The following is a 22,639-nucleotide window of genomic DNA, read 5'->3' on the forward strand; positions in this document are numbered from 1 at the left end:
ATTGCGCCCCACTGCTTTTAACGACTCCCTTATTTACCATTACTCCCTCAAAACTGACTACGACTTAATTCTTACTCATCGGAATAATTTTCAGCTCTACCCGACGATTTTTCTGACGACCAGCTTGAGTAGCATTATCTGCGATAGGAGTGTACTCGCCCATGCCCAAGGTCGAAACGCGTCTGTTATCAACGCCGTTTTGGACTAAATAATTTTTAACGCTGTTTGCTCGTGCCTCAGATAAACGCTGGTTCATGTCATCGGCGCCAGTATTATCAGTATGCCCTTCTACCATCAATGTAGTTTTTTCATACTTGTTTATCACCAAAGCAACATCCTTTAGTACAGGATAAAAGCTACTGTCAACGCTGGCATTTCCAGAACTGAATGTGATGCTGCCAGGCATGTATAGACGTAAAGTATCACCTTCTCTGTATACTTCTACACCGCTGTCGGCAAGCTCCTCACGGAACTCCTCCTCTTGCTTATCCATGTAATTACCAATGGCTGAACCTGCTAGTGCACCTACCGCTGCCCCCCAAACATAACGGCTCTTATCGTTGTCACCAGTGCCTTTACCAATTAACGCACCTACGATAGCGCCGATGCCTGCACCCTTTTGTGTATTCGATGCGCCGCCCATAGAATTCGACGCGCAACCACTTAATACTAGGCCCGATAGTGCTACACCAATAACTAGTTTCTTGTACATCTGACACTCCTTATAAAACGTCTTTGACCTAACTTTGCAACTGCACTTCGCAAGGTAAAATTTATAATGTGAATTATCCAACCTATAGCTGAACGATATATGAATGATTGAGAGAAAGCAGGAACTGTTCCAATGTAACCCCCGCGTATCATCTTTCGCATCTGGGGTTTAAATTGATTGACTATTAGTTGGGTGAAACTAAGTGTTGCTTTGGGGGCGTTCAGCAAACCAGAAAAACAAAGAGGTGATAACCCCGAAGGCTACGAACCCGACGGCGATAGGGGTCATTGTCCTATCTATAAAGCTACCCACAAATACCGCGACAGGAACTGATACCATGCTACTTAACGACCCTATTATCGCTGCCCCAAGACCCGCGGTATCCCCCAGAGGTTGCATTGCCATAGAGTTGAGGTTTCCAAATAAAATACCAATGCAAAAGAACGCGGCAAATAAGATGCTGACTAAGCCATATAGTGGCGGAAGGCCTTGATATATTAGGCACATTGCAAGTAGCAAAGTGGTAAAACCTAACCAACCAAAGACAGCCCAGGTACACAATTTACGCATGCCTAAGCGCATGACTAACGTACCGTTAATAAATGAAGCAAAGCCGATAGAGAAAGCAAGCAAAGCAAAATACAGAGGAAAAAGCTCGCCTGTATCATAAATCACCTGAAAAACGGTTTGAGAGGCACTGATGTACGCCAGAAAACTCCCAAACACGAACCCCATTGCCAAGGTATAAAACATCACCATTTTATTGCTCAAGATATAGCGGCTAGAAATTGAGAGTTGCTTCCAGCTAAAGGGAACGCGTTTATCTTTAGGCAATGTTTCGGGCTGGCGACTAAAATACCAAATACCAGTAAGAAGACCGATCACTAAAAAAGATGAGAATATATGCTGCCAAGAAAACCAAAATAAAATAGCTTGGCCAAAGCTGGGCGCGAGCATGGGCACCAAAATAAACACCATCATGATAAAAGACATCACCCGGGCCATCGCTTCGCCTTTATACTGATCTCGTATAACGGCTAAAGCCGCGATCCGCGGTCCAGACACACCAAAAGCTTGTATTACTCGGCCCACTAAGAGCACGGTCAAAGACTCAGCGAACATACACACAACCGTACCCAAACCAAAAATAATCAGCCCGGTAATGATGGTAAAGCGGCGTCCCTTTGCGTCCGACACGGGGCCGAAATATAATTGGCCAAATGCCATGCCAATGAAAAATAGCGAAACGATTAGGTGCGTATCTTGTGGGTCAGTAATCACCAAATCTAAAGCGATTTGATTCAACGCCGGCAACATGGCATCAATGCTTAAAGCCACCAAAGAAGTCATCAACGCCATCAGAGCCACAAACTCAACTAACCCTAGGGCAGGTTTAACCTTAGCATCAGTAGTAAAGCGGGCGTTGGCCATGAGAATTCCTTTGTTAGACTAAATGATAATTCTATCATCGACTGAAGTGTGACTTGAATGTTTTATCTGCTTTGATGGAAAATTAAGGTAAGAAATAGTGAACAAATTCAGAGGGTGTTGACCTTCATTACACGTGTTGTGCTGATATATCTGCGCCATAAAACGAAAAATCTAATAAGGAATAATGATGCTTTGCGTGCTAGTACGACCACCTGCTTTTGTCACAATAAACAGACGCCCATAATCCTTCTCTGATAAATCATTTGCCTTACCGCCCATGGCGCGAATTAAGTCTGGTACAGTATTGCTGTGCCCAACCACCAGCACACTGCTTTGTTGTGCAATCCGCTCTATCAATTCCTTCGGGTGGCTAGGATCATATGAATTAATCAGTAAACCTTGTTGCTGTGCACTTTGCGTTGCAGTTTGCATGGTGCGCTTATAATTTGTTGAATACACCGAGGTTAATGGCACATAACGAAAATACTCGGCCAATGCGGCTGCCCGCCTATACCCTATGTCAGTTAATGTGGGATCAGCACCGGTTTGCTTTTCAAAATGACGTACAAAATACCAACGCTGTAGTGATTGGCTCTCAACTAGGCCGCTTGCCGCAAAACTTGCATTGACCGTTGCATTTACTGCCATGCTCAGAACCAATGCAATAAATAATGCTAGTCCCAAACGTAGGAATTTGTCTGTTTTGATCATCACGATCCTTGCTTCGCTAAATCTTTAATTCGGCCATTTCTGAGGCTGTATATCCAACTATGAATGCGTATTTTTTGCCCTCGGGTTTGTGCGTCTTTGAAAATATTGCTGCGACGAATATTATTAGCTTGCTCGATGACATTTAATTCACACAATCTCGCCGAACGCTGCTCGTCTGAAAGTGTTGCTAGCTCTTCTTTATGGACTGTCGCGATATCTTTTATGTGCCCAAGCCAGTTATCAATTAGCCCCAATTGTTGGTCTCGTAGTGCAGCGTCAATCCCACCGCAGCCATAATGGCCACACACAATGACATGTTTTACGTTAAGTACTTCAATTGCGTATTGCAGAACCGACAAACAATTGAAGTCGGTGTGCACCACCAAATTCGCCACATTGCGGTGAACGAAGATATCTCCAGGCACCAAGCCTAAAAGCTGATTAGCTGGCACGCGACTGTCGGAACAGCCAATCCAAAGATACTCAGGCGTTTGACGCTTAGAAAGCTTGTCGAAAAAGTCTGGGTCAGCTTCTTTCATACCTTGTGACCAAACTTTGTTGTTCTCAAGCAGCTGTTTTATATCGCTCATACACCCTCGCTGAAACGTTTTATCGGTAACTTACCCATAGCGATAGCATTACCCAAAATGACAAACAGTACCCCAAGCACAGAAGCGAAATACCATTGATACCCTTCGAATAGAGTGGAAACAACCAAGGCCACTATAGGGTACACCAGCGCTACATAGGCAGTTTTGTCAGAACCCATTTGCCGAATCAGTTTCATATATGCGCCAAAAGCTATGACTGAGCCGAAAAGCGTTAAGTAGGTCAATGCCGCGTAATACTGCCAATGACTTGGCAATGTCCACGTTGCGCCGCTTAACAGAGCAAAGGTATAAATACCCAAAGCACCATAACTCATTGCCCAAAAATTCATTTGGATAACAGGCGTACCATAATCAAGAATACGCTCCGATATTACATTGCCAAACCCGGCGAATAAAAATGAAGCCAAAGCTAACGCAATTCCTAAAGCGAGTACCGTATCAGCCTTCACCTGAGAAAACTCAGGATAAAAAATAAAGCCCATGCCTAACATGCCAAACGCAGCTCCAATGACCACTTCCATGCGTATCGGCTTTTTAAGGATGACTCTTCGCAAAACCACATTAATGTAAATCATGCCCGAACTCATCAAAGCCACCAGCGCGCTAATAATGTATTGCTGGCTCAAATACAGCAAACTATATTCTAAGCCATACAAGCACAGTCCTGCAGAAGCCATCTTGATATGTAAGTGAAGGGGTAGGCGCAGCGAAAGGCCTTTTATTACGCAGTACCCCCCTAAAATAGCGGCAGCTAAAGTAAAGCGAATAGCCACAGACAAAACAGGATTAATTTCACCTAATTGAAAGGTAATAGCGATCCACGTTGTACCCCATATCAAAGCAACTGTTGAAAACAAGATTGAATTTGACAACTAGATCCCCTGAATCAGATAGCGTTATACTGGCTGGCGATTCTAACTTTAAACGGACAATAAGTGGCGCAATATGAAAAAAATAATAATAAGTTTTGCGGTTTTACTATTGGTACTGTGTGGCGTTTTATTTTACCGCGCTAGCAGCTTTTTTGAGAATAAACAGTACGTAGTCGATGCGCCTATGATTCCAGTCACTGTTGATGAGCAAGCCGTGTTATCTCGGTTCAGCAAAGCGATTCAGATCCCTACTATTTCCTTTGACGATCGCAGTCAATTTGACCAAGACGCGTTCATTGCCTTTCAAGATTATCTAAAAGAGAATTTCCCACGGGTTCATCAACACGCTGAACTTACAGTCATCAATGATTTCAGTTTGCTTTACCACCTAAAGGGCAGTGACCCAAGCCTAAAACCTGCGCTATTTATGGGCCATATGGATGTAGTACCGGTCGACGAGGCAACAGCAAACCAATGGGAGCAAGCACCATTTAGTGGCAAGGTGGTTGACGGCACCATTTGGGGCCGAGGCACAATAGACGACAAAATCAGTGTGGTAGCCCTGATGGAGTCAATGGAGATGCTGCTTGAACAGAATATTCAGCCTAAACGCAGCATTTACTATGCATTTGGTCACGATGAAGAAGCCGGCGGGAAAGATGGCGCGCGCAAAATTGCTGACTTTCTAGCGACACAAAATGTCGAGTTCGAATTTGTACTAGATGAAGGCGGCGTAGTCACCCAAGATATGCTGCCCGGTGTGACCGAGCCTGTTGCCGTTATTGGTATTGCGGAGAAAGGCTTCGTTAATTTACGTTTGACGGTTAACGCGCCAGGAGGGCATTCTTCACAACCTCCTGAACATACCGCTGCCGGTATTCTCGCCCAAGCTATTGTAAAAGTAGAAGCAGCCCCATTTGCTACAGACATGCGCTTTATTCAAGATACCTTTAAGCACATAGGTTTCGCGACCGATTTAGCCACTCGATTGCCTATGTCTAACTTGTGGCTGTTTTCGCCAGCAGTTGAAAGTATGATGCTAAAAAGCCCCAGTTCAGCTGCGAGTATTCGCACCACTACGGCGGTCACTATGCTCAAAGGCAGCTCTAAATCGAATATTTTGCCTACTGAAGCACAAGCAGTGGTGAACTTTAGAATTTTACCCGGCGACACCATAGACAGCGTCACGCAACATATCACTCGCGCCATAGACGACCCCAGAGTCAACATTGAGGCCTTTATGACTAATGAAGCATCACCGGTATCGTCCACCGAAAGCTACGGTTATAAATTGATTGAGCAAACTATTCGTCGCTTAGATCAAAACCTGCTTGTCGCGCCGTATTTAGTCCAAGGCGGAACGGATGCCTCTAATTTCTATGGACTATCGGACAATGTATATCGATTTATGATGGTGCGCCTTAACCCGAAAACCATGAAACGTTTTCACGGAGTAAATGAGCAAATATTGGTTAAAGATTATATCCAAGCGATTCAATTTTATTACGCAATGGTTGAGCAGGCGGCACAAGGCTAACCTGCTTATCCTGTTAAACCATGTGTAATTTAAGACGACTCGTTAGGGTCGTCTTGGCGCAGTTTACCGGCCGCTTGCTCCTCAAGCTTGCGTTTTTCCGCTTCGCTTGTCTCACCCTCTAATCGCTCAGGCTTCGCTCGGCTTGCTTCGTTCACCCGATAGATATTTTCAGCGCTGGATAAATCTTGTTCATTGGTGATCGAAGCAATGGCTTCACGCTTGCGTAAAAACTGGGTAATTTCCCCAACAATGCCTTGTAGCTCTTGGTTGTTCTTGTCCATTTGCATGACATAACGTGGCATTTCCAAGTTTTTAGTACCCGTAGTAGCAAAGGTTGATGTCATGACGCGAGAGGTAATGATCCAAGGTGTAATGGAGCTGCGTACCACGACATTTTCAGAGCGGGTTGAATCATGAATCGACATGCCAGTAGAGACCTTACTTTCGGTAAATGTCCCCTCCGTTTTCATCCACATTAGCAGGCTACTGAATTGCATTTCAGACCAAAATAAATGTGTGCCTCTGGCCAAAATAGTCGCCCCTGCAGAGACGGTTAACCAACTAAACAGCAGAACCAGAAATCCGCTTAGCTGCAAGCCAAATGCTTGCAAAATTACGTCAACCCGAGCTTGGCTTAAGCCGTCCATGTTCATTAGCTGCTGAGCCATAAATTGATACAACTGATATCCATCTTGCACAGTAAAAAAGAATAACAAAGCGCCGACAAATATCATGACTTGCGCGGCAACCGTTGCCAGAAGGCGAAACGCTTTAAACTTCTCGCTAAAGGTTAACTGACTGTACTCTGGCTGCGTTTCAATAAGCAATTTTCCCTTAAAACTGCCCTTGCCTTGGCTTTGCTCTTGTAGCTTAGGATCAAATTCTTGATACATGCGATTGGGAATTTCTTTATAGCGACGATTAGCTAAAACGATGTTTTCAATATTGATAAATATTTCATTCGGATGCACCGACTCTTGCAAATTTTCACGAAATTCACTTACTTCTGTGCTCGGGTTTGCCAGCGCCAAACGCTCACGAATCATGACCCAGGACAAAGCGATAACAGCCAAGACGAGTACGATCAGTAGCAATAAGTTCCACCATGCATCGAACGCTACAACATCGGCTAGTACCTGCTGTACATCCTGAGCTGTGCTGCCATCCAATTGGTTGTAAGCAAAACCGATAGCAATCGGCACCACAATGGCAAACACAAGCAATTTCGCTAGGCTGGCAGCCGTCTTCGCTTGTAACTTGCGCATGTTCGGCGCGGCTAGTGAATGCGATGTGCCTCGCCACTGGGCGATCAAATACACTAGCAACAATACAGATAGAATAGGGGTAATAATGACACCCGCATTACCCACTAAACCAGATACCGACACAAAGTAAGCCGCGCCAAATGCGATTAACCCAACGATGGTGGCACACACTAAACCGCCCAACTCCTGTACAAAATTGCGGATCGGGTAGGGGCTAAATATTAAGCGAGGCAATAGGGTATGAATAAGGCGCGCAATCCAGCCTTCTGGCTCAGTAAAGGTGGCATTTTTTCGCCCCATTAACATGGATTCTAATTCTTGTGCGTCATAGGCCGTTTGTAAGCGTTCACGCTGAGCGTTTTGCTTTTCACTCGAATTATGATTGTAAGCAAGAGAAGTAGGCACGGAGCGCCCAACAAAATACTTAAACAGTTGAAACAAACCTATACCGGCATGCCGCAAGCCCAAGGTAAGAAGTGCTAAACCCAGTAATGCATTCACCCAAGCTAACACCATGTCTGTCTTTAAGTCTTCTGCCACGCCTAAAAGCGCAATGACCCCAAGTACGACAATCGCCACACCACTGACCGCCTTAGCCAAACCTTCAGGTTTAAATGGGTTACTGATCCCTAAGGTATTGGTACCAAAATCATATGCCATTGCAATACATCCTTTTAAATGTTCGTAGTTTTTGTACTATTTTTCAGAAACTTAAAGACTATTGACTGTCGATACAAGTCTTAGTTTCATTAAGACCTATAAAGACGGGTGCCGGGCGCTAAGACGAGAGTCTAATCGCAGCGACAATATAATTGAGACTCAGTTGAAAGAATGAGGTGCTTAATTTGAGACGGTTAACGTGAGGTGGGCATAGAACACAACCACCTCGGATATTAGAATATTAAGATGCTTTGCGCGTAGCAAGTAAAGCTGCATATGCGTCTGCAAACCCTTCAAGTGACAAGGGTAAGGTTAGTTGCTTACTTTTTTCTAACGCGAATGCGACCTTTGCGACTCGACCACCACGCATTTCCGCAAACAAAGTTTTATCGATTTTAATCACGCTTTGACATGCCACAGATGTGCACTGAGACAAGGCAACTTGAATAGCATTGTTATCATCAATCTTAATGCCAACGCCGCTGCTTTTATTCAAATTTGGTGGCATACGTAGCATTAAAACGGGAAAGCTGTTCGACATAGAGAAATTTATGTTGGCACCCAGCAAGACCTTCGTTCCCTCAGGATCCATCGCCACCAACTGACTAACAGAACAATTTCCGTGCTCGCCACACAGTAAACTCCACGAACCAAAATTCTGCTTACTCTGTGCTTGTACCGCACTAGAAATGCTTATGCCGAGAATAAAAAAAGCAAAAATAAAACGCATTACACAACTCCGTTTAGGCAAAAAAAAGAGGAGCCATCGCTCCTCTTTTCAATCGATAAAGTCTTAAGCGCGACGCTTTCTTGCGCGTAAGAATACCAACAAAGATAACGCGAAGATACCAAGTCCAGCAGGTGCAGATACCGCCTGAGGGTCGTCAACGAATTCGGTAATTGCATTTTGGTTCATGTTAATTGTGCCAGCTGCATCAAAGGTCAATGCGGTTACAAATGCATTGGGATCCGTTGGATCTACCATTTCTGAAGTCTCAATACCAAGAATACGGAAACGGTCAACCGCGGTGGTGAAGTCAAACGTTACACCTCCAAGCAAATCTTCCCCAGTATCGTACCAATCCATCAAGGCGGCATCCCACAACCAAAGGTCATAAACATCATCGCCAAAACCAGTAGGTAACATAACCGAGGTAATGCTAGGGCCGCTATTGACGATATAGTCATAACCAACCGCTACATCTGGGTCGATGAAAATCGGTGTTTCAGGCTCGATAATAACGAATTCAAAGTTGTAGTCAGTTGGTGTTTCAGGATTAATTACTGGAATAAGCGGGTTTTCAGCGTTGTCACCCGGTAATTCACCATCACGAATGGCAAATTTCCAAATACCCGCAGTACCTGTGTTGCTGTCAGCTGTATCTAAGTTTACGACTTCACCAGTGCGTGAACCTGGAAGTGTGAAGAAGTTTACGCCATCACCAGCATCATAACCCGCTTGAGCAGGTGTACCACCAAGGCCGTTCTCACCGTCTGATGCATCACCGGTGGTCCAGTTAATGTCTTCATAACGGAACTCCACATCGAAGTTGCCAGCACCAGTGTCAGCACGGTCAATCAGAACTAACTGAAAGGTATTCGTTAGCGAGCTATCTTCATTGAAAAAGCCAACACTGTCCCATGTAATCACCATGGTTTCAGCATTCGGCGAGCCAATAAATACGTCACCACAGTCGTCACAACCTGTGTCTACATCAGCCCAAAAGGGGGCAATCATAGCAATCGTATTTAAATCAGCGGGCATTGGAATATCATCATTTTCGGTTGTGGTAAATGCTGAATTAGTTTGCGCTTGAGGCATCTCAATACAGTCTACTTCACATCCGCCGCCGTCATTGTCATTGTCATTGTCATTGTCATTGTCACCAAAGCGAGTAATGGGAAATTCCTCTGGCGTAAAAGAGCTCACGGCGCCATTGAAGCTAATATTGCCATTATTGTTTACGTAGAAGGAATCGTGAGTACGACCGAAAAAGTTAACGCCCGAGTCAAAACCTAAGCCTTCATAATCGTTGAAGAAAATTTCTCCGCTTGATCCATCATCATTTTTTTCTAGTGCTATTTGGCCAAAACCTGACTCACCTGCACCCTCCCAACCTTCCAGTAACACACTTGCGTTTGCCGAGAGAGAGGAAATACTGGTTGCCATAACACCACTGAGGGTAACGGCCTTTACTAACTTCTTGAAATCAAACATTTATTACATCCTTTTGTTTACACCGAAATCATTCAGAGGTGCGCAAAAGCAATTACTAGACCACAAGATAAAATCTGATGAAAAACATGTAGTTATCATGAATAACGGGAGTTAGTAGATTCGAAATGTAAAATTATTTGACAGTTATCGCAAAATGTGAGGTTAATTAAATACTCTTTGAGCAGGATTTAGGCAACAGGAAAAGCCAAGACGAGTGCTTGGCTTTAGTAACTCATTGACGGTTAATGTAATTTCAGTTTTGGCCCAACAAATTTGCTCACTCTGCGACTCAGCATGGTTAGGGTTGCTTTTAACCATCCATGCACTGCGAACTGGTGCATACTGTAGAGTGAGGTGTACACCAAGCGCGCTAGCTTACCTTCCACAAACATGCTGCTGTTAGACAGGTTACCCATTAAGCTGCCTACTGTGCTGTACTTACTCAAGTGAACAAGCGAACCATAATCACTATATTGATAGTTTTCAAACTCCTTACCTTGGAGTTGATTAACTATATTTTTGTACACTGTCGATGCCATTTGATGAGCAGATTGCGCTCGAGGGGGTACCCAAGTACCGTCTTCTTGCTGAAACGCACAGCAGTCACCTAGCACGTATATGTCTTGGTGGTTCTTAGCCCTTAACTGCGGATCGACCAAAATTTGTTGCGCGCGATTGGTTTCAAACATATCGAGCTCTTTAATCAGATTAGGCGCTTTAACACCTGCTGCCCATACCATTAAATCTGCTTCGATGAGTTCGTCATCAGCAGTGACAAATCCATTTTTCTCAGCCCTTGTCACTTTTGTATCTTCATACAGCTTTACGCCAATTTTTTGTAACGCGTTTTTGGCTGCATAGGCGATGCGCTCCGGCAGTGCTGGCAATATTCTGGGGCCCGCTTCAATGATCGAGATCTCTAGGCGCTGGGCCGACATGGCAGGCATACCATAAGCCCGGGATAAATTTGCAACATGATGTAATTGTGCTGCTAACTCAGTACCCGTTGCGCCAGCTCCGACAATCGATACTCGTAGCATCGATTGTTGAGTATTGGGCTGGTTGACCTTCAGCATTTGGTTGAGCAACGCACGATGAAAACGCTCAGCTTGCTCTAAAGAATCCAAGAAATAGCTGTGCTCTTTCACGCCTGGCGTACCAAAGTCATTACTCACACTTCCAACCGCTAATACGAGTATGTCGTACTCAATACTGCGCTCAGGCAGGATCAGCTGGCCTTCTTCATCATAAAGTGCGTCCAGCGCTATCGATTTATTTTGCTCATCGATACCTTTCAATGTGCCTTGCTGAAATTCATATTTAAGACGACTAGCATGAATGCGATAATCCACTCCATCGGAGTTTTTATCGATAATGCCAGCCGCCACTTCGTGTAAAAGTGGCTTCCAAACATGTGTTCTGACCTTATCGACCAAGACCAGCTCCACAGCTGCGTGCTTACGACAATAGCGGCTTAGTTGAGCAACTAACTCAAGACCACCCGCCCCGCCGCCTACAACGACTATTCGTTTCATAAAAATTACCTTTTAAAGTTGCGATAGAATAGGGTTTAACCTTGCCATGGGCTGAAGACATGAAAAACAGCGAAGAAGATTGGAATAAGCAGCTGGTGGAACAAGCAGCGAAGAATTGGCTAAGGAAAGATACAGAATCATCAGTTGTGATTAAACATCTGATTTTAAATGAATAAAGGGTATCAAAAATGAACAGAGAAGAGGTAAGCAAGTACACACTAACTCTTTGCTGTATGGCGAAAAAATAACTGTTCATCGAAGACGAAATGATGGCGCTCAGAGCGTATATCGGCCGGAAAATGTTGGTGCGCTTAGTGATAACGGCCCAAACAGCGCCCTTATCATTCACAGATAGCCTGACTCGAAAAAAAGTAAGCAGCAGCGGCGCTAACACTTTGTACACAGTAAACTCCAAGTGAAGCAGGGCCCAAGTTGTGAGCCCTGATCATATTTATAAAAAGCGCTAATCTAATAGGCTATTGAAATAGCTACCCGCGTACTTCACCATCACCCAACACAATAAATTTTTGAGTGGTTAGCGACTCAGCGCCCATTGGTCCGTAAGCGTGTAATTTACTTGTCGATATACCAATTTCTGCGCCTAAGCCTAATTCGCCGCCATCCGAGAAACGCGACGAGGCGTTAGCCATCACCACGGCTGAATTCAAAGTACGAATAAACTGCTGTGCTCGGCTGAAGTCTTGTGTGGCAATCACCTCTGTATGCCCTGAACTGTATGTTTCAATATGCTCAATCGCAGTATCAAAATCATCTACTATACGCACTGCGATTTCCATCGCTAAGTACTCAGCATGCCAATCATCTTGTGTAGCAAGAGATGCATTATCGAAATATTGTAGGCTTCGCTCACAGCCGTGAACCTTAACCTTATGCTCGTTAAATAACGCTTTCACCTTCGGCATAAACGTTGGAGCGATATCTTGATGCACTAACAAGGTCTCAAGTGAGTTACATACGCCTGTGCGCTGAGTTTTGCCGTTCTTTAGTAGATTGAGTGCCTTATTTTCATCAGCGGCATCATCCACATATAAATGACACACGCCCTTGTAATGCTGAATCACAGGTATTCTGCTATTTTCGCTTACAAATCTAATCAGACCTTCACCACCCCGTGGAATAATCAAATCAATATCTTCGTTAAGGGTCATCAGTTCATTCATGACTGCGCGGTCAGGATTTGGCACAACAACCACTGCAGCGGGGTCAATTTCGTGCTTCTCTAAGGCGTAACTGATACACGCGGCAAGCGCCAAGTTCGAATGTAGGGCTTCTTTTCCGCCGCGTAATACAACGGCGTTACCGGCTTTTAAGCATAACGCTGCGGCATCAATAGTCACATTCGGGCGAGACTCGTAAATCATAGCGATCACGCCTAAGGGAATACGCATTCGCCCTACTTGAATGCCGCTCGGCATTTGTTGCATATGGTCAATACTGCCCACGGGGTCTGCTTGCGCTGCGATATCAAAAACCGCATTTGCAATACCTTGGATACGCTGCGGCGTCAGTAATAAACGATCAAGCATGGCATCGTCCAAATTGTTATCTCGCCCGGCTGCTAAATCTTTTTCATTGGCTACAATAATGGTTTCAGTTTGGCCCAACATCCGCTCTGCGATGTCTTTTAGCAGTGTTTCTTTTTGAGTGGCAGACAGTTTAGCTACCTGACGCGAGGCAATACGTGCCGCTTTGGCCGCTTGAGCGATTGAAAATTCCATTCTTAAACACCTTTTAAATTGATAACAAACTTCATTGAACCGCGATAGCTAGAGTAAAACCAAATCGTCACGATGAATGGCAACCTCACCCGATGAATAACCTAGAATAGGTTCGATTCTATCGCTTCGTTGCCCCTTTATTTGCTGCAACTCACTATTGCCATATAGGGAAAGGCCTTTCCCTATTATCTGGTCTTTGAACCGAATATCAACCGCTTCACCGGGTTTAAACGCCCCTAAGACACTGGTAATACCTGAAGGAAGCAGCGAAGCGCCTTTATGGATCAGCGCCTTCTGAGCACCCTCATCAATGACTAACGTACCTTTTGAGCGCAACGTATGCCGTAACCACTGATTACGAGCACCGTCTTGGTTTTTCATGGGCAAGAATAACGTTCCCGGCTGCCGCCCTTGAGCAAGTTGCTCAAACACATCTGGATTGCGACCATTGACGATTAACGTTTGAATCCCACTTTTAGCACACTTCTCGGCGGCCTGAATTTTGGTGCGCATGCCTCCAGTACCCACACTTGTACCGGCTCCACCGGCTAAGTCATGAATACTTTGATCAATCTCATGTACCGTCGGAATGAACTTGGCAAGTGGGTTTTGCCTTGGGTCTGCTTCATACAAGCCATCAATATCAGAACAAATAATCAAAGTATCAGCTTGGGCAACTAACGCGGTATAAGCCGCTAAGTTATCATTGTCGCCTACTTTTAATTCATTAATAGCAACCGTGTCGTTTTCATTCACGATTGGTAGCGCATTGTTACGCAGCAGTTCTCGTAACGTGTTTTTGATATTGACGTAGCGAGTGCGATTATGCAGATCATCAGACGTCAGCAAGATTTGTGCGCAGTCGAAATCAAATAAACGCGCCCAATTCGCCATCATATGCGTTTGCCCAATCGCAGCCATCGCCTGCTTTTCAGCGATCGATGGGTGATGTTTATAGCCAATTTTACCGCGTCCAGCTGCAACACTACCTGAAGAGACTAAAATCACCTCTTTCCCCTGAGCGCGGCTGGTCACAATAAATTGCGCTATGGGTAACAAGTATTTACTACTACACGCTTTGCCGTCAGGGGCGATAAGGGCACTACCGACTTTGATAACGGCCCGTTGCCACGAGAGTTGTGACATGAGAAATCCTACCGAGTTAATATGCCTTTAGAGTACGACAAACCCGCCTAGAAACAAGCATTAGTCGTTATAAGCTATGGTCTTTTAGGAAGAAATTATATTTATCAGATAAACCCGCTAAAATACCAATCTCACAATTTGAAGGTAAAAGTCAGCTTATGTGTACAATTTGCTTACAATGTTATTGTGCGCGATTGTTCACGTGTTCAAGATTTGCTGATTTTTTTGTTATATTATCACCTTCGTGTTGGAAAATAATAACGAATTCAATGCAGCTCGAAATACAAAATCAGGGAATCAAATGTTTAATAAAATAGTCACTACAGCGTTAATTTCGCTGTTATCGATCAGTGCTGCGAATGCCGCTATCGAACAAACCAAAGGCGACTTTAAAGATAAGTTCCGCCAGTTAGATGAGTCACTTCCTACGCCAAATGTATACCGAAACGCCGCTGGGCAACCGGGGCATCAATATTGGCAGCAAGCTGTAGACTACAAAATTAAAGTGCATTTAAACGAGGAAAAGCGTCGTTTAGAAGCCAGTGAAAGCATTACTTATAAAAATAACTCGCCTGACACGTTAAGATATTTGTGGCTGCAGTTAGATCAAAATAAATTTAGAAATGACTCCATGTCAGCTATGACGACCACCTTTGGTGGTATAGGCGCTCGTGGTCCTGCTACTCAAGGCGCGACCAACAGTAAGCCTGCACAATTGAGCTTAGCCGCATTGCGACGAGACCAATTCGTGGCCGATCATGAACTTGGCTACGACATCCAAAAAGTCGTTGATTCTACTGGTTCTAAGCTGCACCACGTTATCGTCGGCACGAATATGCGTATCGATTTGGCACAGCCTTTAGCGCCTGGAAAGTCTGTCGATTTTGCGATTGATTTTGCTTACAACATAGTGGAAGAAGATGCCGTATCGGCTCGTTCTGGTTATGAGCACTTCCCTGATGACGAACGTGATGGCGGCAATGATATCTTCTTACTTGCCCAGTGGTTCCCACGCCTACACGCTTATACCGACTATGAAGCATGGACCAACAAAGAGTTTATTGGCCGCGGTGAATTCACTCTCGAGTTTGGTGATTATGATGTTGAAATGACCGTTCCAGCGGATCACATCGTAAGCTCTACAGGTGTGCTACAAAATCCTAAGCAAGTACTTACTTCAACTCAGCGTAAACGTTTGAAAGAAGCTGAAACCGCAAAACGTCCTGTGTTTGTCGTAACCGCTGATGAAGCATTGGAAAATGAAAAGGCCGGTACCAGTAAAGAAAAAACCTGGAAATTCAGTGCTCAAAACGTACGCGACTTCGCATGGGCATCATCACGTAAGTTCATGTGGGATGCCAAAGGTCATCCACAAAAAGGTTCAGAGCAGTCATTAGTCATGGCGATGTCTTTTTATCCTAAAGAAGGCGGCGATTTATGGAAGAAATATTCGACTGAATCAGTAGTGCATACATTAGATGTGTACTCTCGCTTTTCATTTGATTATCCCTACCCGACGGCGCAATCGGTCAATGGTCCTGTCGGTGGCATGGAATACCCCATGATTTCGTTTAACGGCCCGCGTACTGAATTACAGGACGACGGCAGCCGTACCTATTCTCAGGCTGAAAAGCGCTTCTTGATTGGCGTCGTTATTCACGAAGTAGGACATAACTACTTCCCAATGATTGTTAACTCAGATGAGCGTCAATGGTCATGGATGGATGAAGGGTTAAACAGCTTTTTAGATGGCGTTGCTGGTCGCGAATGGGATCCAACAATTCCTTGGGGTGTGGAGCCGCGTGATGTAGTAGGTTACATGAAATCTTCATCTCAGGTGCCTGTGATGACCCAATCTGATAGCGTATTGCACCTTGGCCCTAACGCGTATACCAAACCAGCTGTGGCCCTTAATATATTGCGTGAAACTATTCTTGGTCGTGAGCTATTTGATTTTGCTTTTAAAGAATACGCCCAACGCTGGATGTTTAAGCGCCCAACACCGTCAGACTTTTTCCGCACCATGGAAGAAGCCAGTGGTGTTGATTTAGATTGGTTCTGGCGTGGATGGTTTTACACCACAGATCACGTTGATATCTCCTTGGATAAGATCTCTAAACTGCGTTTAGATACCAAAAATCCAGACATCGATTTTGATCGTCAGCGCCAAGAAGAGTTAGATAAGCCTCTGTCTTTGACCGACGAGCGTAATAAAGCCGAAGGTAAAGAGCTTTGGGTTGACAGATTCTCTGACATTACCGACTTCTACGACGAGAATGATCGCTTCACAGTGACCAACAAAGAACGTAATAAATACAACAAATTCCTAAAAGACCTTGAGCCTTGGGAACGCACAGCATTTGATCGTGCCGTCAAAGAAGACAAAAACTATTACGTGCTTGATTTCTCAAACAAAGGTGGCTTAGTCATGCCAATCATTCTTGAGCTTACCTTTGCCGATGGCAGCAAGGAGAATCAATACATCCCAGCTGAAATCTGGCGTCGAACCCCTAAAGCGGTGAGCAAATTGATCGTGACTGACAAGGACAAAGAATTGGTTAGCGTTTCAGTCGATCCGCGTTGGGAAACCGCCGACGTTGATGTAAGCAATAATGATTACCCTCGTAAGATTATTCCTTCACGTATCGAAGCTTACAAAGCGAAGAAGAGCACTAAGAAAGTGTCTCGCGATATCATGCAAGACATCAAAACTGAGCTCAAAGGCGATGACGAAGACGAGAATGACGACTAGTCATGCCTAAATCGTTCATACGTACCTTAACCGCCTTGTTGCTGATAGCAACAAGTGCGGTTTTTGCACATCAACAGAAAACAGCCATTAGTACCGTTTTGTTTAATCCTCGCACTGAAAACATAGAAGTGATGCATAGGTTTAATCTGCATGACGCAGAGCATGCTGTACGGCATATTTTTGGTAAAAATGCAGACATTATTGGATCAGCGAAAACGCAACAACAATTTAGTGATTACGTGAGCAAGCGCTTTGCTATGAGCAAAGAAAATGGCCAATCGATACCACTTAAATCCGCTGGCTTTGAAATAGAAGGCAAATTCTTCTGGGTGTATCAAGAAACAGCTGAACCCGAGCAATTGGATAACCTAGTGATTAGCCACAACGCGTTGCGTGATCTATGGCCCAGCCAAATCAATACCATCAATGTAGAAGGTAAGGGCGATATTCAAACCCTGACTTTTGAAGATTCTATTGAGCTTTTAAAGGTTGAGTTCGAGCATCATTGATTAAGTCAAACCCATAACATACCAAACACCAATGCCCGAAAGTTCCAACGGGCATTTTTATATCTCACCAAATACATTTCCCGTGTATTCTATAAACAATTACCTACATTCTAAGAGACATCAATGGCAACACTTTCTGGTCAACCAGAAGCAAAAAGAACCGAACCTGCGGTTTGGTTACTTTTCTTAGGCGTTTTATACACGCTCTATTTCACCCAAAGTCTATTGATGCCTCTGGTCGTTACTTCACTTATTGCACTGCTTTTGAGCCCACTTGTCGCTGCGCTACAAGGTTTACATATTCCTCGAACAGTGTCTGCATTTTTACTTGTTTCAACCTTGATAGCGCCTTTTACGTTTCTTGGCGCAGAACTAGCTGAGCCAGCACAAAAATGGGCCAAGTTAGTACCGGAGTTGACCCAACATGTTACCGAGCAACTCGATTCGATCAGTGATGCTATGGAAGGTGAAAACGAAAGTAACCTACCGGCTAAAGCCGATGATGAAGAATTTAGCTTCTTCGGTTTATTCAAAAATAAGGCAGAACAGAGGCCCGTTGAGAAAGATGAAAACGTGATGTCTCAACGCTTAAAGCAAGGGGGGTTAGAGATCATGCTCTCTGTGCTATCAAGTACCCCTTTAATATTGGCTCAGCTAATGACAGGGGTTATTTTAACACTTTTCTTGCTTATTTTTGGCCCTCAACTATTTGAAGCGTTTATCCAGCACTTTCCGAAAATTACCGATAAAGATCAAGCGCGATGCCTAGTGGCGACCATTCAAAAAGAATTATCTCGCTACATAGTGACCGTCAGTATTATCAACGCCGGTCTTGGTCTGAGCACGGCTTTTGTGTTGTACTTAATCGGCATTGAAGATGCGCTTCTTTGGGGGGTATTGGCAGGTCTATTAAACTTTATTCCATATGTAGGTTCACTTATTGGAGCAACCATTTTAACCCTAGCAGGACTGGTTCAGTTTGGCGTGCAGGTGACTGCGCTTATTCCTCCAGCCGTTTACTTTGGGTTAAATCTTATTGAGTCTCAGTTTATTACTCCTACTGTGCTAGGTCGTAATATGCAGCTTAATCCGCTTATCGTTGTCTTGTGGTTGTTGGTCTGGGGTTGGTTGTGGGGTGCAGTCGGCGTTTTGTTAGCAGTACCTTTATTAGTGTGTATAAAGTTAACACTGGACCAATTAAATATCTGGACTCACTGGTTAAAAATCATCGAAGCGAAAAGCCACTAAGCCATTGTAAAAATTGATTCAGATCAATTCTGCCCCTCAGCGATCCGCTAGCATTACGTTATCAAATCATTGAGGGGAAATAATCATGATGGCATTAATATTAACCGATCCGGTTGCTTGGGGCTCAATTCTTGGCATAGGCGTAATCGTGGCGTTGTGTTGTTATTACGCTTACCTTTTCGTGCATAACACTATCGAAAATCGCTAAGCTTAATTATGCTTGGTTATGTATTGAGAACGGCAATACCATAGCGCGTTCAGATTTTGGATTGCCAATCATTTCGTCATAGGGTGACAAGTGAATCAACTCAGCATGATTAACGCAGCAATCACTTAGCGCGTCGCGGATATGCTCCGTGCTTCTAAATGACATTGGCCTATGCGTCGACTTGTCATACACCACGCCTTGCTTGCCTGCTATGGTTAAGCGCAATATATAAAGGCTCATGTCGTGAGACTCAACTGAGGCCACCTCAATGTTAGGTTTGTTTGACATAATGTCTTGCAACATATACTTAAGCATAATGACTCCAGTGAGTATGACCTTCAGCACATGCCAAGATCGTTTTGCAGTTGATGGATTTTTTACTCACATAGGATGAAGTCAGATCATCCAGTAATCGCCATATTTTCTTTTTGCTCAACGATGTTGGTGTATTCTTTTTTTAAGCTCGGCCACATAGCAATACTCAGCACAGTAAAAGATGAAATGCTTAACATTAGCCATAAAGGGATCGGCTGAGTCGCGAGCACACTTATTAACACTACGTATTTTGCTACCTCTAGCCACCAACCTGATACTTTCATCGCCAATACTTCACCTACTGACAGACTGGCGAATATGACCCAAGCAATTACGAGTACCTGTTGCATAAGCGCTAAATGGGTAATATTTAATAAAAATACTAAGCCTATAAAAGTCGTTAGCCCGTGCTGTAACAGTGCATAAGTTTTACGTCGTGTTGAAATGGCTATGTCGAACTTTTTAAAACGCGTTAAATCTACCCGCCCCAGAGGATAATCGCGCTCCATATCAGCGGGGCGCCAGCCAGTTTTACCAAACCATACTTTGAATTTGTCTGACCACGCTTTGGTTCGCCAGCTATCCTTTATGAGTTGCTGATAAACATGGGTGTTGGCATAGATAGGGTTCCAACTGTGTAGCGCTTTGCGGATCCCGTAAATAGGGGGCTCTTCGTCCAATTCATCTTGAAATGAGCCGAACAACCGATCCCATATAATGAAAACTCCCCCGTAATTGCGGTCAATATAGATCTGGTTTTGCGCATGGTGAGCTCGATGATTAGAGGGTGTTACGAATATCCATTCTAACCAGCCTAGCCTACCAATGTGACGTGTGTGCACCCAAAACTGATAAATAAGATTGAGTGAGCCCACGGTAAGCAGTAGCATCGGGTCGACACCGAGAAAGGCTAGGGGTAGGTAAAATATCCAACTTAAAAAACTGCCGCTCGTTTGTCGCAAGGCGGTGGTGAGGTTGTACTCTTCACTAGAGTGGTGCACCACATGAGCGGCCCACAAAATACTCATTTCATGGCCAAATCTGTGATTCCAGTAATAGCAAAAGTCATATAGCACAAATGCAATCAGCCCTAGCCAGATGTTATCTCCCAAGGTGAAAAGCGCATAGTTATCATATAAGACCACGTATAAAGTAAAGGGCACTAAGGCTTTCAAAATTCCGAACATACGGCTCAACACTCCCGCCGTTAAGCTATTAATCGCATCATTAGTCCGGTAGTAATCTGTTTTTCTGAAATACTCAGCCACTAGCTCTAAAGCAATCAATAAAAAGAAAAAGGGTATGGCGTAAATTATATAACTCATTGCATAGCTGCCTAAACGAACTTATTTCGACTAATACCCTCTAAATTAAGGTGTTCGATGCTCGTTAGCAACATTTTATTAACAAAGTTCAACAACGCCATAATTCAAAAGATTATAAGAACAGAGTTTAACAAGGTTGCAGCCTGTCAAATTAATACCCACTCCATTAAATAATTAGCCACTCAGCGAAAATTAATGGAATTGGTATAATTTCAACGAATTGAGATATATAGCCCTTGATAGATTGATCTTTTATCACAACACTATAAGTTAGCCAGTATAAAGCGAAGTGCTCTTGATAAAGTGTAAATGTGCACAGCCACAGTTTCAGGCCAAGTTGATGCCTCTAAAGGAGTTTTTATGAGTGAAGAAGACGTAAAAAATAAATCATTAGTGCCTTATGTAGCGATCGCGGTTGTATTAATCGTAGTGATTGGCGCTGTGCTTTTCTGGCCTGCTGACAAACCAGTTGAGCCTGAGCCTCCGGTTGAAGTGCCTGTTACCACTATTCCTGAAGTTGCTCCATTACCTTTGCCAGAAGAAGAACCTATGGCACAAGAGCCAGAAGAACTGCCTGAGCCAGAAGCAACACCTGAGCCTATCCCTGAGCCGGAGCCACTTGATACCAGCGACGGCGCAGTCAAAACCGAACTATTAAAATTGTCAGATTATGGCGAGCTAGCACGTTTATTGGTGAATGACGACTTGCTACAACGCTTTGTTATTACCACCAACAATTTGGCAGATGAAGAATTACCCGCGAATCATCAGGTATTAAAAAAGCCTGAGCAAACGTTCCGCACTTTTCAACAAGCAGACAAAGAATGGATAGACCCAGCTAGCTACAAGCGTTATACCCCTTATGTTGATGTACTTGAGTCACTTGATCCTGAGTCGTTAGAGCAGCTTTATCAAGAATACAAGCCCGCTATCAACGAGATATTTGCAGAGATCAGCAGTCCTGGGCAGGATTTCGATGACACTCTACTCGATGCCATCGACTTATTACTTGATACGCCAGAAGTGCCTGTTCCTGTCGAGGTTTATACTGACAGTGTCATGTTTAAGTTTAAAGATGAGCGTTTAGAAGCCTTAGCGTCACCCCAAAAACAATTACTGCGCACCGGTCCTGAAAATATGCGCCGTATTAAAGCCAAACTGCGAGAGCTCAAGACCGCTATCGCTGCAGATCAAGAATAGGTTTCAGTCAATATGGACTTAGCAACACTACAAAAACAGCTTGGCGATCAACAAGGCAAGCTGCCACCGGTTGATAAGTGGAACCCAGATTTTTGTGGCGATATGGATCTCGTCATAAAGCACGATGGGAGCTGGTTTTACATGGGTACGCCTATCGGTCGAAAAGCGTTGGTGAAACTGTTTGCTAGTGTGTTGAAAAAAGAGGGTGACCAATACTTTTTGGTCACCCCAGTAGAAAAGCTCGGTATTACAGTAGAAGACGTACCTTACGTGATCACCCAATGGGAACAACAAGGTGATTTACTGGTATTTACGACTCAGACTGAAGAGCAAATAATCGTTAGCGCGCAAAATCCTGTTGAACTCAAACAAGACAGCAAAAATAACCTTGCTTTGCCTTATATCAAGGTAAGGCGCAATTTATGGGCGCGATTGCATCAAAACGTTTACTACCAATTAATTGAACAAGCCGAGCAAGAAGACGACGCCTTATTTATCAGTAGTGGGGATTATCGTTTTTGCCTAGGTAAGCTCTAATTACCCTGCGTTTTTACCCCTTCTAGTTGACTTTTGCTCATTGAAATCATTGTTTTGTAGATGGCTTATCGAAATAACATTTTGTTAACATTTAGTGCCCAGCATCGT

20 protein-coding genes are annotated in these 22,639 nt (G+C 44.1%); 7 read left to right on the plus strand and 13 right to left on the minus strand.

Going from position 1 to position 22,639, the window contains the following annotated elements:
• Positions 1-64: 64 nt before the first annotated feature.
• From PATL_RS21835 to PATL_RS21855, 5 genes are all read right to left on the minus strand, one after another.
• The gene (locus PATL_RS21835) at positions 65-712 is read right to left on the minus strand and encodes an OmpA family protein (RefSeq protein WP_006994964.1); all 648 of its coding nucleotides are present in this window, start codon (positions 710-712) and stop codon (positions 65-67) included.
• 198 nt (positions 713-910) lie between these two features.
• Entirely contained in the window at positions 911-2,143 is a 1,233-nt protein-coding gene (locus PATL_RS21840) for a multidrug effflux MFS transporter (protein ID WP_011576941.1), read from the minus strand.
• Between the two features lie 171 nt (positions 2,144-2,314).
• Positions 2,315-2,854 carry a histidine phosphatase family protein gene (locus PATL_RS21845; RefSeq protein WP_011576942.1) on the minus strand — a complete coding sequence of 180 codons (540 nt, stop codon included), beginning with the start codon at positions 2,852-2,854 and terminating at the stop codon, positions 2,315-2,317.
• The gene (can, locus tag PATL_RS21850; RefSeq protein WP_011576943.1) at positions 2,854-3,444 is read right to left on the minus strand and encodes a carbonate dehydratase; all 591 of its coding nucleotides are present in this window, start codon (positions 3,442-3,444) and stop codon (positions 2,854-2,856) included. The genes PATL_RS21845 and can overlap by 1 nt, the downstream gene beginning before the upstream one ends.
• Positions 3,441-4,337: a DMT family transporter gene (locus PATL_RS21855; RefSeq protein WP_011576944.1), complete on the minus strand. Its 897-nt coding sequence runs from the start codon at positions 4,335-4,337 to the stop codon at positions 3,441-3,443. The genes can and PATL_RS21855 overlap by 4 nt, the downstream gene beginning before the upstream one ends.
• 73 nt (positions 4,338-4,410) lie before the next feature.
• Here PATL_RS21855 and PATL_RS21860 point away from each other — a divergent pair, with 73 nt between their 5' ends.
• Positions 4,411-5,874 (plus strand): M20 family peptidase, encoded by a 1,464-nt coding sequence (locus PATL_RS21860; protein ID WP_011576945.1) that lies wholly within the window; start codon positions 4,411-4,413, stop codon positions 5,872-5,874.
• Between the two features lie 29 nt (positions 5,875-5,903).
• On the opposite strand, the gene PATL_RS21865 is transcribed toward PATL_RS21860, so the two are convergent.
• From PATL_RS21865 to proB, 6 genes are all read right to left on the minus strand, one after another.
• Complete coding sequence (locus PATL_RS21865; protein ID WP_011576946.1) at positions 5,904-7,799, minus strand: hypothetical protein; 1,896 nt, start codon at positions 7,797-7,799, stop codon at positions 5,904-5,906.
• A gap of 241 nt (positions 7,800-8,040) precedes the next feature.
• Complete coding sequence (locus PATL_RS21870) at positions 8,041-8,529, minus strand: invasion associated locus B family protein (protein ID WP_011576947.1); 489 nt, start codon at positions 8,527-8,529, stop codon at positions 8,041-8,043.
• Positions 8,530-8,592: 63 nt separating this feature from the next.
• Positions 8,593-10,017 carry a nidogen-like domain-containing protein gene (locus tag PATL_RS21875; protein ID WP_011576948.1) on the minus strand — a complete coding sequence of 475 codons (1,425 nt, stop codon included), beginning with the start codon at positions 10,015-10,017 and terminating at the stop codon, positions 8,593-8,595.
• 242 nt (positions 10,018-10,259) lie between these two features.
• On the minus strand, positions 10,260-11,552 hold the full coding sequence (locus PATL_RS21880) for an NAD(P)/FAD-dependent oxidoreductase (protein ID WP_041714152.1): 1,293 nt from the start codon (positions 11,550-11,552) through the stop codon (positions 10,260-10,262).
• A 488-nt stretch (positions 11,553-12,040) separates the two neighbouring features.
• Entirely contained in the window at positions 12,041-13,291 is a 1,251-nt protein-coding gene (locus tag PATL_RS21885) for a glutamate-5-semialdehyde dehydrogenase (RefSeq protein ID WP_011576951.1), read from the minus strand.
• A gap of 48 nt (positions 13,292-13,339) precedes the next feature.
• Positions 13,340-14,437 carry a glutamate 5-kinase gene (proB, locus tag PATL_RS21890; RefSeq protein WP_011576952.1) on the minus strand — a complete coding sequence of 366 codons (1,098 nt, stop codon included), beginning with the start codon at positions 14,435-14,437 and terminating at the stop codon, positions 13,340-13,342.
• Between the two features lie 301 nt (positions 14,438-14,738).
• Here proB and PATL_RS21895 point away from each other — a divergent pair, with 301 nt between their 5' ends.
• The 4 genes from PATL_RS21895 to PATL_RS23055 all read left to right on the plus strand — a co-directional run bounded on the left by PATL_RS21895 (position 14,739) and on the right by PATL_RS23055 (position 19,154).
• Positions 14,739-17,189 (plus strand): M1 family metallopeptidase, encoded by a 2,451-nt coding sequence (locus tag PATL_RS21895; protein ID WP_011576953.1) that lies wholly within the window; start codon positions 14,739-14,741, stop codon positions 17,187-17,189.
• Positions 17,190-17,191: 2 nt separating this feature from the next.
• Positions 17,192-17,698 (plus strand): DUF6702 family protein, encoded by a 507-nt coding sequence (locus PATL_RS21900; protein ID WP_011576954.1) that lies wholly within the window; start codon positions 17,192-17,194, stop codon positions 17,696-17,698.
• Positions 17,699-17,821: 123 nt separating this feature from the next.
• Positions 17,822-18,946 carry an AI-2E family transporter gene (locus tag PATL_RS21905; protein ID WP_011576955.1) on the plus strand — a complete coding sequence of 375 codons (1,125 nt, stop codon included), beginning with the start codon at positions 17,822-17,824 and terminating at the stop codon, positions 18,944-18,946.
• Between the two features lie 85 nt (positions 18,947-19,031).
• Entirely contained in the window at positions 19,032-19,154 is a 123-nt protein-coding gene (locus PATL_RS23055; protein ID WP_006994949.1) for a hypothetical protein, read from the plus strand.
• A 6-nt stretch (positions 19,155-19,160) separates the two neighbouring features.
• On the opposite strand, the gene PATL_RS21910 is transcribed toward PATL_RS23055, so the two are convergent.
• Together PATL_RS21910 and PATL_RS21915 are read right to left on the minus strand one after the other, a co-directional pair.
• Positions 19,161-19,469 carry a DUF6482 family protein gene (locus PATL_RS21910; protein ID WP_041714153.1) on the minus strand — a complete coding sequence of 103 codons (309 nt, stop codon included), beginning with the start codon at positions 19,467-19,469 and terminating at the stop codon, positions 19,161-19,163.
• Positions 19,470-19,555: 86 nt separating this feature from the next.
• Entirely contained in the window at positions 19,556-20,794 is a 1,239-nt protein-coding gene (locus PATL_RS21915) for a sterol desaturase family protein (protein WP_011576957.1), read from the minus strand.
• A 360-nt stretch (positions 20,795-21,154) separates the two neighbouring features.
• On the opposite strand from PATL_RS21915, the gene PATL_RS21920 reads away from it, so the two are divergent.
• Together PATL_RS21920 and PATL_RS21925 are read left to right on the plus strand one after the other, a co-directional pair.
• Complete coding sequence (locus PATL_RS21920; RefSeq protein ID WP_011576958.1) at positions 21,155-21,994, plus strand: DUF3014 domain-containing protein; 840 nt, start codon at positions 21,155-21,157, stop codon at positions 21,992-21,994.
• Between the two features lie 12 nt (positions 21,995-22,006).
• On the plus strand, positions 22,007-22,531 hold the full coding sequence (locus tag PATL_RS21925) for a DUF1285 domain-containing protein (protein WP_011576959.1): 525 nt from the start codon (positions 22,007-22,009) through the stop codon (positions 22,529-22,531).
• The last annotated feature ends 108 nt before the right edge of the window (positions 22,532-22,639 follow it).

Origin of the sequence: Paraglaciecola sp. T6c, assembly GCF_000014225.1 — a bacterium.
GTDB lineage: Bacteria > Pseudomonadota > Gammaproteobacteria > Enterobacterales > Alteromonadaceae > Paraglaciecola > Paraglaciecola atlantica_A.

Excerpts from the sequence above, each read along its gene's own strand:
- can (WP_011576943.1), bottom strand. The coding sequence starts at position 3,444 with ATGAGCGATATAAAACAGCTGCTTGAGAACAACAAAGTTTGGTCACAA.
- PATL_RS23055 (WP_006994949.1), top strand. The coding sequence starts at position 19,032 with ATGATGGCATTAATATTAACCGATCCGGTTGCTTGGGGCTCAATTCTT.
- PATL_RS21845 (WP_011576942.1), bottom strand. The coding sequence starts at position 2,854 with ATGATCAAAACAGACAAATTCCTACGTTTGGGACTAGCATTATTTATT.
- PATL_RS21865 (WP_011576946.1), bottom strand. The coding sequence starts at position 7,799 with ATGGCATATGATTTTGGTACCAATACCTTAGGGATCAGTAACCCATTT.
- PATL_RS21900 (WP_011576954.1), top strand. The coding sequence starts at position 17,192 with ATGCCTAAATCGTTCATACGTACCTTAACCGCCTTGTTGCTGATAGCA.
- PATL_RS21870 (WP_011576947.1), bottom strand. The coding sequence starts at position 8,529 with ATGCGTTTTATTTTTGCTTTTTTTATTCTCGGCATAAGCATTTCTAGT.
- PATL_RS21860 (WP_011576945.1), top strand. The coding sequence starts at position 4,411 with ATGAAAAAAATAATAATAAGTTTTGCGGTTTTACTATTGGTACTGTGT.
- PATL_RS21840 (WP_011576941.1), bottom strand. The coding sequence starts at position 2,143 with ATGGCCAACGCCCGCTTTACTACTGATGCTAAGGTTAAACCTGCCCTA.
- PATL_RS21895 (WP_011576953.1), top strand. The coding sequence starts at position 14,739 with ATGTTTAATAAAATAGTCACTACAGCGTTAATTTCGCTGTTATCGATC.
- PATL_RS21875 (WP_011576948.1), bottom strand. The coding sequence starts at position 10,017 with ATGTTTGATTTCAAGAAGTTAGTAAAGGCCGTTACCCTCAGTGGTGTT.
- PATL_RS21925 (WP_011576959.1), top strand. The coding sequence starts at position 22,007 with ATGGACTTAGCAACACTACAAAAACAGCTTGGCGATCAACAAGGCAAG.
- PATL_RS21880 (WP_041714152.1), bottom strand. The coding sequence starts at position 11,552 with ATGAAACGAATAGTCGTTGTAGGCGGCGGGGCGGGTGGTCTTGAGTTA.
- PATL_RS21885 (WP_011576951.1), bottom strand. The coding sequence starts at position 13,291 with ATGGAATTTTCAATCGCTCAAGCGGCCAAAGCGGCACGTATTGCCTCG.
- PATL_RS21910 (WP_041714153.1), bottom strand. The coding sequence starts at position 19,469 with ATGCTTAAGTATATGTTGCAAGACATTATGTCAAACAAACCTAACATT.
- PATL_RS21835 (WP_006994964.1), bottom strand. The coding sequence starts at position 712 with ATGTACAAGAAACTAGTTATTGGTGTAGCACTATCGGGCCTAGTATTA.
- PATL_RS21920 (WP_011576958.1), top strand. The coding sequence starts at position 21,155 with ATGAGTGAAGAAGACGTAAAAAATAAATCATTAGTGCCTTATGTAGCG.
- PATL_RS21915 (WP_011576957.1), bottom strand. The coding sequence starts at position 20,794 with ATGAGTTATATAATTTACGCCATACCCTTTTTCTTTTTATTGATTGCT.
- proB (WP_011576952.1), bottom strand. The coding sequence starts at position 14,437 with ATGTCACAACTCTCGTGGCAACGGGCCGTTATCAAAGTCGGTAGTGCC.
- PATL_RS21905 (WP_011576955.1), top strand. The coding sequence starts at position 17,822 with ATGGCAACACTTTCTGGTCAACCAGAAGCAAAAAGAACCGAACCTGCG.